12 protein-coding genes are annotated in these 12874 nt (G+C 60.8%); 4 read left to right on the plus strand and 8 right to left on the minus strand.

What is annotated here, in order from left to right:
- The first annotated feature begins 9 nt into the window (after positions 1-9).
- The 4 genes from ACIPOO_RS26585 to ACIPOO_RS26600 are packed head-to-tail and all read left to right on the plus strand — an operon-like array spanning position 10 to position 3637.
- A complete protein-coding gene (locus ACIPOO_RS26585; protein WP_400610973.1) occupies positions 10-1125 on the plus strand; it encodes an ABC transporter substrate-binding protein in 1116 nt (371 codons plus the stop codon).
- A 4-nt stretch (positions 1126-1129) separates the two neighbouring features.
- Complete coding sequence (locus ACIPOO_RS26590) at positions 1130-2041, plus strand: ABC transporter permease (protein WP_400610975.1); 912 nt, start codon at positions 1130-1132, stop codon at positions 2039-2041.
- Positions 2038-2826, plus strand: a complete 789-nt coding sequence (locus ACIPOO_RS26595) for an ABC transporter permease (protein ID WP_400610976.1) — start codon at positions 2038-2040, stop codon at positions 2824-2826. Before ACIPOO_RS26590 ends, ACIPOO_RS26595 begins: the two co-directional genes overlap by 4 nt.
- Before the next feature lie 22 nt (positions 2827-2848).
- Entirely contained in the window at positions 2849-3637 is a 789-nt protein-coding gene (locus ACIPOO_RS26600; protein ID WP_400610978.1) for an ABC transporter ATP-binding protein, read from the plus strand.
- Positions 3638-3779: 142 nt separating this feature from the next.
- Here the strand turns inward: ACIPOO_RS26600 and ACIPOO_RS26605 are convergent, their stop codons facing one another.
- The 8 genes from ACIPOO_RS26605 to ACIPOO_RS26640 all read right to left on the minus strand — a co-directional run.
- Positions 3780-4739 carry a sensor domain-containing diguanylate cyclase gene (locus ACIPOO_RS26605; protein ID WP_274136489.1) on the minus strand — a complete coding sequence of 320 codons (960 nt, stop codon included), beginning with the start codon at positions 4737-4739 and terminating at the stop codon, positions 3780-3782.
- Positions 4740-4742: 3 nt separating this feature from the next.
- A complete protein-coding gene (locus ACIPOO_RS26610) occupies positions 4743-5741 on the minus strand; it encodes a response regulator (protein ID WP_274136490.1) in 999 nt (332 codons plus the stop codon).
- Positions 5742-6218: 477 nt separating this feature from the next.
- Positions 6219-6584, minus strand: coding sequence for a response regulator transcription factor (locus ACIPOO_RS26615; RefSeq protein ID WP_274136491.1), 366 nt, complete (start codon positions 6582-6584; stop codon positions 6219-6221).
- A 136-nt stretch (positions 6585-6720) separates the two neighbouring features.
- The gene (locus ACIPOO_RS26620; RefSeq protein ID WP_400610981.1) at positions 6721-7341 is read right to left on the minus strand and encodes a response regulator transcription factor; all 621 of its coding nucleotides are present in this window, start codon (positions 7339-7341) and stop codon (positions 6721-6723) included.
- The gene (locus ACIPOO_RS26625) at positions 7338-8831 is read right to left on the minus strand and encodes an ATP-binding protein (protein WP_400610983.1); all 1494 of its coding nucleotides are present in this window, start codon (positions 8829-8831) and stop codon (positions 7338-7340) included. Before ACIPOO_RS26625 ends, ACIPOO_RS26620 begins: the two co-directional genes overlap by 4 nt.
- A 395-nt stretch (positions 8832-9226) precedes the next feature.
- Positions 9227-9577, minus strand: a complete 351-nt coding sequence (locus tag ACIPOO_RS26630; protein ID WP_274136494.1) for a BON domain-containing protein — start codon at positions 9575-9577, stop codon at positions 9227-9229.
- Between the two features lie 876 nt (positions 9578-10453).
- Positions 10454-12559, minus strand: a complete 2106-nt coding sequence (pnp, locus tag ACIPOO_RS26635; RefSeq protein WP_274135910.1) for a polyribonucleotide nucleotidyltransferase — start codon at positions 12557-12559, stop codon at positions 10454-10456.
- Positions 12560-12752: 193 nt separating this feature from the next.
- On the minus strand, positions 12753-12874 hold a 122-nt coding region (locus ACIPOO_RS26640), incomplete at its 5' end, for a 30S ribosomal protein S15 (RefSeq protein ID WP_400610995.1).

Consider the following 12874-nt stretch of genomic DNA (forward strand, 5'->3'; position numbering starts at 1 on the left):
AGACATCCCATGGCAAAGGCCAAGCGAACATCTGTATTCAGCAAATCGAGCGTAGCTACCGCACTGGCGGCGCTGCTGATGATGCCCTTGGCCGAGGCCGACGTCCTGCGCATTGGCGTGGCCAGCGCTGGCGGTGGCGATCCGGTGACCTTCAGCGGCTCGTCCCTGGGGATCGTGCGCAACCAGCAACTTCTGGAAAAAGCCTTCGAAGGCACCGGCACCGAGATCCAGTGGTTCTTCTTCAAGGGCGCAGGCCCTGCGGTGAACGAGGCGCTATCCAACCAGCAGCTGGACTTTGCCTATCAGGGAGATCTGCCCGCAGTGGTCGGCCGCTCCAACGGCCTGGACACCAAGCTGCTGGCGGCCATCGGCGTGCGCTCCAATGTCTACGTGGCCGTGCCCAAGGGCTCGGACATCAAGACCATCGAAGACCTCATGGGCAAGAAAGTCGCGCTGTTCCGTGGCACCAACGCGCACCTGGTGGCAATCAATCTGCTGGCCGACCACAAGTTGGCCGAGCGCGATCTGAAGGTCATCAACCTGGACAACGGCAGCACCCAGGCGGCGCTGGCGTCCAAGGGCGTCGATGCCGCATTCGGTGGCCGCGAACTGTTCAAGCTGCGTGATCAGGGCCTGGTCGACATCATCTTCGACAACCCGGACAACGACGTGCGCTACACCCGTCAATGCGCGCTGGTGGTACGCGGCGCCTATGAGAAAGACCATCAGGAACAGGTGCAAAAGGTCGTCGATACGCTGGTCAAGGCCGCCAAGTGGGAGTCCGAGGAACAGAACCGCGATGCAGTGCTCAACGAATGGGCCAAGACCAACGAGCCACTGGCCTCGCTCAAGGCGGATTTCGAACACCTGCAACTGCGCGACAGTGCCTCGCCTCTGGTCGATGACTTCCTGCGCACGCGCTACCAGTCCGTCGCCGATCAGGCCAAGGACGAGAAGATGATTCGTCGCCCGGTGAGCATCGATGGCTGGTTCGAAACCCGCTACCTGGACCAGGCCATCAAGAACAACGGCCTGGGTCAGTTCTGGACCGCTTACGGCGCAGACGGCAAGGCGCCGACAGGCAACGCCACGGCGTTGACCAAACCGATCGGCAACGGAGGCTGACGTCATGGCCAGAGCGACCGCAACCGCACTCGACCAACAGCAGGTGCCAGGCAAATCGCTGGCACCGGTCAAGCGCCTGCCACCATCGACGCCGCACTCTACACCTCGGGTAGTGGTTCGCGTAGCTCAAGGTTCGGCGTGGCAATCCCGCGTGCTGAACCGCTTGCTGCCCTGGCTGTTGCCCGCCGCACTGCTTGGGCTGTGGTATCTGGGTAGCGAGCGGGGCTGGCTGTCAGACCAGGTGCTGCCACCGCCAGCCTTCGTCTATCAGACCCTGGTGGACCTGGCGAGCACCGGCGATTTGTGGCTCAACGCTTCGGCCAGCATGCAGCGTGTGCTGGTGGGCTTTCTGATCGGTTCGGGGCTGGGCGTGACCTTGGGTCTGGTGATGGGGCTGTCGAAAACCGTCGAGGATTACCTGCTGCCGAGCTTCAACGCGCTGGTGCAGATTCCGGTGCTGGGCTGGATGCCCTTCGCCCTGCTGCTGTTTGGCATCGGCGAGCCGCTCAAGTACGTGCTGATCGCCCACGCCGCGCTGGTGCCGGTCACGCTGTGCACCTTGCAGGCGTTCCATCAGGTGCCCAAGCGCCTGCTGGAAGTGGGTCAGGCGTACGGCTTCAGTCGGCGGCAGATTGTTATCGACATTGTCCTGCCGTCCGCCGTCGCGCCGATCTTCACCGGTCTGCGGCTGGGCTTCACCAAGGCCTGGCTGTCGCTGGTGGTGGTCGAGCTGCTGGCGTCGAGTGAAGGGCTGGGTTACCTGATCGCCTACGGACGCCAGCTGTTCCAGCTGGACCTGGTGATGGCCGCCGTAGTGGTGGTCGGTGCCGTGGGTCTGCTGATCGACCGCAGTTTCGAATACGTCGAGCGTCGCCTGAACAAAGGCCGCGCCGTGACGCCGGGGAGGCTGGCATGAGTACGCTGACTTCTTCCGCCGCGCCTTCGACACGTCGGTATCGCGGCTGGGTTCTGCCAGTGGTCGCCGTGGCGGTCTGGTGGCTGGCAACCAATCAGGGCTGGAGCGATTCAGGTCTGCTGGTTTCGCCGCAGAAAGTCGCCGCCACCGCCTGGCATCAATTCACCTCCGAAGCGTTCTGGCGCGCGATCTCTTCAAGCCTTGCGCGCAATCTCAGCGGCTTCTTCATCGGCACAGCGCTGGGCCTGGTTCTGGGCTGCCTGCTGGGCTTTTCGCGTCTGTTCGAGCGTGTGGTGGGTCCGAGCTTCAACACCTTCAAGCAGATTTCACTCTTCGCCTGGATCCCGCTGATCTCGGTGTGGTTCGGCCTGGGGGATGTGGCCAAGGTCGTGTTTCTGTCGCTGGCGGCGCTGGTTCCGGTGGTGGTCAACACCTGCGACGGACTGCGCAACGTGCCACCGGCGTTTCTGGAAGTGGCCAGAGTGTATGGCTTCACGCGGTGGCAGACGATTCGCGGCGTGATGCTGCCGGCCGCGCTGCCCTCGATCTTCACCGGGGTCTATCTGGCGCTGGTCTATTCGTGGCTGGCGACCATCGGCGCCGAGTACCTGCTGGTGTCCGGCAGCGGCATCGGCAACACCCTGATCGACGGCAGCGAGCACTTCATGATGGACCTGGTGCTGTTCGGGATGGTGGTGATCGGCCTGGTCGGCTGGGGCCTGAACCTGTTGGCCCGCAGCCTCGAACGACGTATGCAGCGGCTGTACGGCATCACGCCGCGCTAGTTTTCAATTCAAGGAGTACATCATGGCTGCCACTCAACCGCTCACCGCTGTGCAAGGCAATGGCCTGCGTCTGGAAAACATCAGCAAGTATTTCTCGAGCGCCAGCGCCGATACGCAGTTGCAGGTGCTGGACAACGTGCAACTGGACATCGCGCCCGGTGAATTCATCACCATAGTCGGCGCCAGCGGCTGCGGTAAGTCGACCTTGCTGCGGCTGATCCTGGGGCTGGACGAGGCCTTCGACGGGCAGATCCTGCTGGATGAAAAACCCATCAAGGGCACTGGCCTTGAACGTGGCATCGTGTTTCAGGATCACCGGCTGTTCCCCTGGCTGACGGTGGAGCAGAACGTTGCGGTGGGCTTGAAGAACGCGCCCCTGAGCCCTGCGCAAAAACGCGAGACAGTGCGCGAACATATTCACCTGGTGGGGCTGCAGGATTTCGTCGAGTCCTACCCGCACCAGATTTCCGGCGGCATGGCCCAGCGCGTGGCCATCGCCCGGGGCCTGGTGAATCGTCCCAGCGTGTTGCTGCTGGACGAACCCTTCGGCGCCCTCGACGCCCTGACCCGCACACGGTTGCAGCGGGAGCTGCAGCATATCTGGCAGCAGGAAAAGATCACCATGGTTCACGTCACCCACGATGTGGACGAGGCGGTGTATCTGGGCGACCGGGTGGTGGTCATGCAACCGCATCCGGGCCGCATTCGCCGCATCGTCGACATTGACCTCCCCCGCCCACGCAACCGCAGCGACGCCCGGTTCATCGCGTTGCGCGATGATGTGTTGAGTGATTTTGCGGAGTTGTCGTAGCCCGGTACCCACTGCCCCTGTGGGAGCGAGCTTGCTCGCGAAAGCGGTGGGTCAGTCAGTACCCGGCCGCATGATCCAACGCCTTCGCGAGCAAGCTCGCTCCCACAGGGTCTGGGTGTATCCGGGGTGTGGGCGATGGTTATCAAACCACACCAAACAACGACACCTGATTGCGCCCGTTCTTCTTGGACGCATACAGCGCCTGGTCGGCCCATTCGATGACGGTGGTGTGATCGGTGGGCAGCAGGCTCATATCGGCGACGCCCAGGCTGATGGTGCAGCGAATCACCTCACCCTCATGGCAGATTTCCTGGGCTTCGACCGCTACCCGCAGGCGTTCGGCGAACATGCCGGCACCGTATTTATCGGTGTCCGGCAGCAGCACCGCGTACTCTTCCCCGCCATAGCGCCCGGCGATGTCCGAGTCACGGATGTGCTCGCGAATCACATCCGCTACGCGCTGGATCACCTTGTCACCACACTGGTGACCATAGGTATCGTTCACCCGCTTGAAGTGATCGATGTCGAACATCACCAGCGCCGCCGTCGTGCCGTAGCGCACATGTCGCGCGTACTCCAGGCGTAGCGCCTCTTCCCAGTGGCCGCGGTTGTAGAGGCCAGTGAGACGGTCGGTGCTGGAGAGCTTTTGCAACTCGAGGTTGGCGGCCTGCAATTGCTGACGGTTGGTCGCCACATCGGTGACGTCGTAGATCACCAGGCACACGTGCGTGACCTCGCCGCTGGTGCCGCGCAGGGGAAACATCGTGGTGTTCTGGTACATGAAGTCTTCCTGCCCGGTGATGGGCTGGTAACTCTTGAATCGCACCAGGTACGGCCGCTGCTCCCAGATCGTGAACGCCGGCGTGCCGAGGGTGATCACGCTGTCGATCTTCTTCTGCAACCAGTGCTCATTCACCTCGGGAAACAGGTCGAAAAACGAGCGGTTGGCGGCCTCGTACGGCAGTACACCGGAACGGTTTTCCATGAAGGTGTTCCACACCTGCACGCGGTACTCCTGATCGAGCACCACCACCCCCACGTCGATACTCTGGGTGATGGTCAACAGCCAGTGCAGCTCCTTGATGTCGATGCGGTCGTTCATGAATCAGCTCATCAGGTAGGCGAGTTTGCGCGACAGCCGCTCTACCGAATCTTCGGTGAACAACATCAGCAGGTCGAAATGGATGTTGTGCCCTTCCAGGCTGTAGCTGATTTCCACCGCAAGGGTCTTTTTCCAGCGCCGCTGATTGATGCGGATCAGGTCCTCGATGCCGCTGTGGGCGTTCAGCACCTGAGGGTGGCCTTGCGAGAACTCGATGTCGAGCTGCTCGGCGATCCCGCTCAGGCAGGCACCGATCAGGATCGACGACAGGTCCAGGAGCATTTCCATGTCCGAGTAGTCGCGATCCTTGATCTTCATCAACTGCGCCATGTCGGCGATTTCGGAATCATGAAACAGCAGTAATGCCTCGCCCGCGATGCCGCCGCCGATGTAGCCCTGGCACACGGCAGTCATTCGTTCGCTGCCCTGGGCGTCGGCCAGCGCCATGTGCAACTCGCCCACCTCCAGCATGTTGACGTTGGGAATCGGCAACTGCACGAACACGCCCAGCACCCGCGCCAGCAATGCAGCGGCGCGGCCCATGGCAACGTTGACAGTTTCGCGAAATGCATCGTGGAAACTGATGGCGACGGGTTCGGCCTTTGGCGCAATCACCGGCGCTTCCGTGCGCTCACCCAGGAGGCCAAGCCGTTGCAGGGTCAGTTGCAGCTCAAGCGGATCAGCCGGTTTCTTCAGGAAGGCCAGCGCACCCAGCTCTCGCGTGCGGCGCACGGCCTCCTGCTGCACATCGCCGGACACCACGATGACCTTGGCCTTGAGGTTTTCGGCGCGCATCAGGGCAAGCGCCTGGTAGCCGTCCATGTCCGGCATGGTCAGGTCCAGCAGCACCACTTCGCCCAGGCCCTGGCGAATCGCCTCCAGGCCTTCGTGGCCGTTGGTCGCGGTCGTGACCGACACCCCCCAATCTGCAGGCAAGGCACGTATCAACTGTTTGCGCGCCATATTGGAGTCGTCGCAAATCAGGAGCGGCATCATGGTCATCGCGTTCAATCTCACTGCAAAAGAGTTTCAGGCGAGGCCTGCAAGTTCAATGCGATTAGTTGTGTTGCCTCAAGCAACTCCACTCATATGGGTGCAGGTTAATCTGACACAGTGGGTCGAATCTTCACTCTTTTCAGAGAAAACCGGGCAATGTGTAACATCCATGCAACATCTATGCACAACTTTCGAGCGTTCGTGAATAACCAGAATACAAACTATTGACGCTGTTTTAATGACACGCCACCCATGGCAAAGGCCCGTGTTTGAGGGTTAGAGACCAATCGAGCGATACCGAAACCGGTGCGTCAGTTGATGACGCACAGGACTTGAAAGAGGAAGGCTTATTCATGTTGAGGATGAATGACCCAATACAGTGCCCGATGCACTAATAGGTACTGCACAGACGCACACCTATTGCTCAACTCAATCAACTGATAATGAGTTCGCAGCCATGGATTGATACAGCGGAGGATCGATTCAGGCCAGGGTCGATTCAATACAATCGATCAGGGCCTGCGCCTGAAAAGGCTTGGCCAGGAAACATACAGCGCTGCCGCTCATGGCGCGCCGGCGCACGCTTTCCTCGGGAAAGGCAGTGATGAAAATGGTGGGAATCCGAATGCCCTGGGTGCCCAGATATTCGTGCAGCTCAACGCCGCTCATGTGCGGCATCTGCACGTCAGTGATCAGGCAGTCGGTGGTGGCCAGTTGACCAGAGGCGAGAAAGTCCTCGGCGGACGAAAACAGGCACACCACAAAGCCCAGGGAGCGGATGAGACTGTCGAGGCTGGCGCGGACCGCATTGTCATCGTCGACGACAGCGATCATCGGGGGGCTGGGCAAGCGGAATACCTTTGAGTGCAGACATGAACACGTGCGCATCAAGGCACACGACAACAGCCCACACGTTACCGACCCCGGTCGGGCGCCGTAAGTATACGGGTGTATGACCGCGACGGCCGGCCCGCAAATCCTGGGTTCAATCCCCCACCAGGGCCTGGGACATCTTCACAAGGTCGGCGAAGGTGCGCGCCTGCATCTTCTTCATCGCGTGGCCCCGGTGAATCTTCACCGTGATCTCGCTCAGGCCCATCTCGGCAGCGATCTGCTTGTTCATGAGCCCAGTCACGGCATACGCCATGACTTCCTGCTCGCGGGCGGTGAGCGCCTTGTAGCGGGTGCGCAGTTCGGCAGCGGCCTTGCCGGTTTCACGACGCCTGGCGTCCTTCTGCAGCGCGGCGGCCACGGCGTCGAGCAGGTCCTGTTCGCGGAACGGCTTGACCAGAAAATCCAGCGCCCCTGCCTTCATCGCCTTGACCGACATGGCGATGTCACCATGGCCACTGATGAAGACGATGGGCATGCACACGTTCATGTCAGCCAGACGCACCTGAAAGTCCAGCCCGCTCTCCCCCTGCAGGCGCACGTCCAGCACCAGGCACGCCGGGCTGTCGTCGAATGGATGCTCCAGAAATTCGGCCCCGGAGGCGTAAGCGTGAACCCGCATTCCCATGGAGCGCAGCAGGCTGTCCAGGCCGGCGCGAATGGCGGGGTCGTCATCGACGACGAACACCACGGGGCTGCTGTCTGGAGTGCTCATGACCGGGCCTGCCCGTGGGCCGGAATCGAGAAGCTCAGCGCAGCCCCGCGGCCGAGTTCACTTTCAGCCCAGATGCGTCCGCCGTGGGCCTCGATGATGGAGCGGCAAATTGACAGGCCCATGCCCATCCCCTCAGGTTTGGTGGTGAAAAATGGATTGAACAGGCTCGGCAGATTCTGCGCCGAGACGCCGGGACCGTTGTCCTGGACCCTGATACGCACGTCGCCGCCCTCGGTGAGCCCTACTGCCGCCGACAGGGTTCGCGCCTTGCCCTGCATGCCGGACATCGCCTGCACCGCATTGATGAGCAGATTGATGATGACCTGTTGCAATTGCACCTTATCCCCCTTGACCCACATCGGCCCGGCCGGGTGCAGCACATTCAGATGGACCCGGTTGCGCAGGATCTCGCGCTGCACCAGCGCCGCCGACTCCCGCAGCACATCGCCCAGATCGAGCGGAACATGCAGAGGGTCGGCCTTGCGCGACAGTGCACGGATCCGCCGGATCACCTCGCTGGCCCGGTGCGCTTCACTCTTGATGCGGTCGATGGCGCTGCGCACCTCGCCCACGTCCGGCACCTCGCGGTTCAACCAGCGCAGCCCGGCCTCGGCGTTGGTGGTGATGGCAGACAACGGCTGATTGACCTCATGGGCAATGGAGGCTGCCATCTCGCCCAGAGTCGTGACCCGTGTGACGTGGGCCAGCTGACTCTGGGAACGATGCAGCGCGTCCTCGGCATTCTTGGCGGCCGTGACGTCCATCAGGGCACCGATGTATTCGCAGTCCCCCGACGCGTCCTTCACTTGCTGCGCCAACATGCGTACGTACTTGCAGGAGCCGTCTGACATCAGCAGGCGAAACTCGGCTTCCATGTTCGAGTGCCGTGCGTAGGCCTGTTCGATCAGGGATTTCAGATCCTGGGTGTCATCGGGGTGAGTACGGCCGATCATGTACTCCAGCGTCGGCTGCATCTGGGCATCGAACTGGAAGATGCGCCGCGCCTCATCCGACCAATACATCTGCGCGCTGGGCATTTTCAGGCCGATGCTGCCGGTCTGGCTCAGGCGCTGGGCCTCGGCCAGAAAGGCCTCGCTGCGGTGCAGCAGATGCACCTGCTCCTGCAGGGCTTCCCTGGATGCCTTGTTCTTGAGGGCCAGGAAGGCGGTGATGGCAATGGCGGCCAGACTCACCAGGCAACGGGCGAACGCGGGGGTCAGCCAGGCATCCCCGTGGGACAGCAGATAGGCGAGCAGCGTCAGCGCGCCACAGCCCACCGAGACCGCCGCCACGCCCCTGCGGCTGAACAGATCGCCGGATATCAGGATGACGACCACGTACAGCACCGCAATGGCGACATCCAGGGTGCTGAGCCAGTCGATCAGGAAGATGATGAACGTCAGCACCATTGCACCCAGGCGCAATAGCCAGACACCGGGCGGGACCTGCGCCCGGGGAGCCGTCGGCAGGGCAACGGGGACGGTTTTCATGGGAGCGTGATTGCCTTGTCTGTAGTCATTGGAATGGCAGCACAAAGGTCTTGGCGGCGGGTGCACGCCTGCCTGCACCCTTGAAAGGGAAAGGCGGAGTATTGTTTTCATTCTGCACGTTTGCCCATAGGACCAACGTATCGCACCGGGTACAAATATATACAGGATTTTTCAATCGGCAGAGTGATGCCTCAATCGCTCAAGGTTCTTGATCGATTGTGCTGTGTCGCAGAGGGGGACCGTAAAGTGAGGCAACGCAAATAGAACAAGCCCCGACGCGAGCGCCGGGGCTTGTAATGGCCACATCCGTATGGCCTTCGCATGAACCTTCAATCGACCAGCCAACGGCCTCCCTGGCCGTCAACCGTCCGTTCTCCAGGCTCTTGGGAAACTGATTACTCGGCTTTCAGGCCATCAGCCGATACGGCTTTCACGCCTTTGATTTTCTTGGTGATCGCAACAGCGGTCTTTTTCTGAGCTTCGGTCACAGCGACAGTCGACGACAGGGAAACCACGCCTTTGTTGGTTTCAACCTTGATGTCGGAGCCTGGAATGCCTTTCTCGGTCAGCAGATCCGATTTGACCTTGGTGGTGATCCAGGTGTCGGAAGTGGTTTCCTTGGCTTTGGTCATTTCACCCGCGGCGACCTGCATTGGAGCCTGGGTCGCGGTTTCAGCCATGGCCACGTTTGCCATGGTCAGCGTCAGGGCGGTGGCAGTAGCAGCAGCGATAGCGAACTTCTTCATACGAGTAACTCCTGTTTTTCTCAGAATCTGCGCCAAGCCTGTTGGCTGCAGGGTTACTGGGTATATCGCAAGCGATGTGCCAACCTTTGTTGATTTATTTTTTCCTTTTAAATCAATTGGTTATGTATTTGTGGATCCGCTGTTGTCGTGCAGATTGCCCGGATTGGAAAAGTTCCGCTTGCAAGATGCATGTTCTGACCTTGCAGTTTGCCCTAACTCATTAATTCGCTTGAGGAAAGGCGGCTGCAGTACCTGTCTCGTTGATGGTTCGTTGATCGTTCCCACGCTCCGCGTGGGAATGCCTGGTTAGACGCTCCGCGTCGCTGGGTGACTTTGGGATTGGGGGTTGATCCGTTTTCGCGGTGTTTGGACTCTAGGGTTTCGCCCCTTACGGGCGACCTACTTTCCTTACGGGGAAAGTAGGCAAAGCCATTGCGACAGGCTGGGGTCCTTCGGACTTCCCTCGACTCCGGCGCCGTTCCGGGGGCACGCCGTCCCGTCCATATGAGCGCCGTCCATGGCCAGCACGGCTAGCGGCATCCCTGCCGCTCATCCCCCTCCACGACACCTGCGCTCGGCCTGGCGCCTTAACGTCGCGCTCTGCGGCGCCTGCACCACCGCGCACGAAGATCAAAAGCAGAAGCAAGGGCTGTGGCGCGCTCTCCGTAGCAGCACGGCTTGCCGGCGGGGGCGTCCTTGAAATCGCTCCCGCCGGCAAGCCGTGCTGCTACGGGTTTGCGAGGTTCTGTGGGTTGCGCCAACCATGTAGGAGCGCGCTTGCCCGCGACGGCGTCTTCGAGATCGTCCGAGGTCGTATTTCGGGGCAAAAAAAAGGGCCCCGAAGGGCCCTTTTTCCACAGCGTTGGTGCGGTGCGATTAAACGCCCGAAGCCTTGGCTGCGGCGACGTCTTTGATCGACAGCTTGATACGGCCGCGGTTGTCCACGTCCAGTACCAGGACTTCAACTTCCTGACCTTCCTTGAGGATGTCGGTCACTTTCTCGACGCGAGCATCGCTCAGCATGGAGATGTGGACCAGACCGTCCTTGCCAGGCAAGATGTTGACGAATGCGCCGAAGTCGACGATGCGCTCAACCTTACCAACGTAGATCTTGCCGATCTCGGCTTCAGCGGTGATGCCCAGAACGCGCTGACGTGCTGCTTCAGCCGCTTCCTTGGTTTCGCCGAAGATCTTGATCGAGCCGTCGTCTTCGATGTCGATCGAAGCCTTGGTTTCTTCACAGATCGCACGGATGGTCGCGCCGCCTTTACCGATGACGTCACGGATCTTGTCGGTGTCGATCTTCATCGCGATCATGGTCGGAGCGTTTTCCGACAGCTCGGTACGCGACTGACCAATGATGTTGTTCATCTGACCGAGGATGTTCAGGCGAGCTTCCAGGGCCTGGCCCAGGGCGATCTCCATGATTTCTTCGGTGATGCCCTTGATCTTGATGTCCATCTGCAGCGCGGTAACACCGTTGGCGGTACCGGCCACTTTGAAGTCCATGTCGCCCAGGTGGTCTTCGTCACCCAGGATGTCGGTCAGGACTGCGAATTTCTCGCCTTCCTTGACCAGACCCATGGCGATACCGGCAACCGGAGCCTTCATCGGAACACCGGCGTCCATCAGAGCCAGGGAAGCGCCGCAGACCGAAGCCATGGAGCTCGAACCGTTGGATTCGGTGATTTCCGACACTACGCGGATGGTGTACGGGAACGCGTCAGCGGCAGGCAGCATGGCCTGGACCGAACGGCGGGCCAGACGGCCGTGACCGATTTCACGACGACCGGCGCCGCCCATGCGACCACACTCGCCCACCGAGAACGGAGGGAAGTTGTAGTGCAGCATGAAGGGGTCTTTCTTCTCGCCTTCGAGGGTGTCGAGCAGTTGCGCGTCACGGGCAGTACCCAGGGTGGCAACGACCAGCGCCTGAGTTTCGCCACGGGTGAACAGTGCCGAACCGTGAGTCTTTGGCAGAACGCCGACTTCGATGTTCAGCGGACGTACGGTGCGGGTGTCGCGGCCGTCGATACGTGGCTTGCCATCAACGATGTTCTGGCGAACGGTGCGGTATTCGATTTCACCGAAAGCGGCTTTGACTTCGGAAGCCGACGGGCTGCCTTCTTCAACGGCCAGCTTGGCAACGACCTGATCCTTCAGCTCGCCCAGGCGAGCGTAACGGTCGGCCTTGACGGTGATGGTGTAGGCCTCGGAGATCGCGGCGCCGAACTCGGAGCGGATAGCGCCCAGCAGTTCGGTGGCTTCGGCCTGTGGAGCCCAGGTCCAGGTTGGTTTGGCAGCTTCGGCGGCCAGCTCTTTGACGGCCTTGATGACCGACTGGAATTCGTCGTGGGCGAACAGCACAGCGCCCAGCATCTGGTCTTCGGTCAGCTCTTTGGCTTCGGATTCAACCATCAGTACCGCTTCTTCGGTACCGGCAACGACCATGTCCAGGCTCGATGCTTTCAGTTGCTCGTAAGTCGGGTTCAGCAGGTAGCCGGTGCTTTCGTGGAAGGCAACGCGGGCAGCGCCGATCGGGCCGTCGAAAGGAATGCCGGAGATGGCCAGGGCAGCCGAGGTACCGATCATCGCAGCGATGTCCGGATCGGTTTTCTTGCTGGTGGAAACGACGGTGCAGACAACCTGCACTTCGTTCATGAAGCCTTCAGGAAACAGCGGGCGGATCGGACGGTCGATCAGACGCGAAGTCAGTGTTTCCTTCTCGGAAGGACGGCCTTCACGCTTGAAGAAGCCGCCAGGGATCTTGCCGGCAGCGTAGGTTTTTTCTTGGTAGTGAACGGACAGCGGGAAGAAGCCTTTGCCAGCGTCAGCCTGTTTGGCGCCGACCACGGTCACGAGTACGGTGACGTCGTCGTCAACGGTGACCAATACTGCACCAGAAGCCTGACGGGCGATGCGGCCTGTCTCCAGGGTTACGGTCGATTGACCGAATTGAAACTTCTTGATTACCGGGTTCACGGTTTCCTACCTTCTTTGTGGCTCTTGGGGGAACTGGTTTCTTGCGAATTCTTGGGCAACGTGGGGAATCGGCCCGACGACTGTCCAGGGGTAAAACGTGTATCCAGATAAAACTTGAGGCTGGGAGCCTGCCATGCGCCGGCGGAAACCCGCTGACGCACGACAGACAACCAACCTCTAGCGCAATCGCTGATTAGCGACGCAGACCCAGGCGAGCGATCAGAGCGCTGTAACGGCTCACGTCCTTGCCTTTCAGGTAGTCCAGCAGCTTGCGACGCTGGTTAACCATGCGGATCAGACCACGACGGGAGTGGT

The organism is Pseudomonas sp. NPDC090201, assembly GCF_044746825.1.
GTDB classification, from domain to species: Bacteria; Pseudomonadota; Gammaproteobacteria; order Pseudomonadales; family Pseudomonadaceae; genus Aquipseudomonas; species Aquipseudomonas putida_AD.

Coding starts and splice junctions, on each gene's coding strand:
- ACIPOO_RS26585 (WP_400610973.1), top strand. CDS start 10: ATGGCAAAGGCCAAGCGAACATCTGTATTCAGCAAATCGAGCGTAGCT.
- ACIPOO_RS26590 (WP_400610975.1), top strand. CDS start 1,130: ATGGCCAGAGCGACCGCAACCGCACTCGACCAACAGCAGGTGCCAGGC.
- ACIPOO_RS26595 (WP_400610976.1), top strand. CDS start 2,038: ATGAGTACGCTGACTTCTTCCGCCGCGCCTTCGACACGTCGGTATCGC.
- ACIPOO_RS26600 (WP_400610978.1), top strand. CDS start 2,849: ATGGCTGCCACTCAACCGCTCACCGCTGTGCAAGGCAATGGCCTGCGT.
- ACIPOO_RS26605 (WP_274136489.1), bottom strand. CDS start 4,739: ATGAACGACCGCATCGACATCAAGGAGCTGCACTGGCTGTTGACCATC.
- ACIPOO_RS26610 (WP_274136490.1), bottom strand. CDS start 5,741: ATGACCATGATGCCGCTCCTGATTTGCGACGACTCCAATATGGCGCGC.
- ACIPOO_RS26620 (WP_400610981.1), bottom strand. CDS start 7,341: ATGAGCACTCCAGACAGCAGCCCCGTGGTGTTCGTCGTCGATGACGAC.
- ACIPOO_RS26625 (WP_400610983.1), bottom strand. CDS start 8,831: ATGAAAACCGTCCCCGTTGCCCTGCCGACGGCTCCCCGGGCGCAGGTC.
- ACIPOO_RS26630 (WP_274136494.1), bottom strand. CDS start 9,577: ATGAAGAAGTTCGCTATCGCTGCTGCTACTGCCACCGCCCTGACGCTG.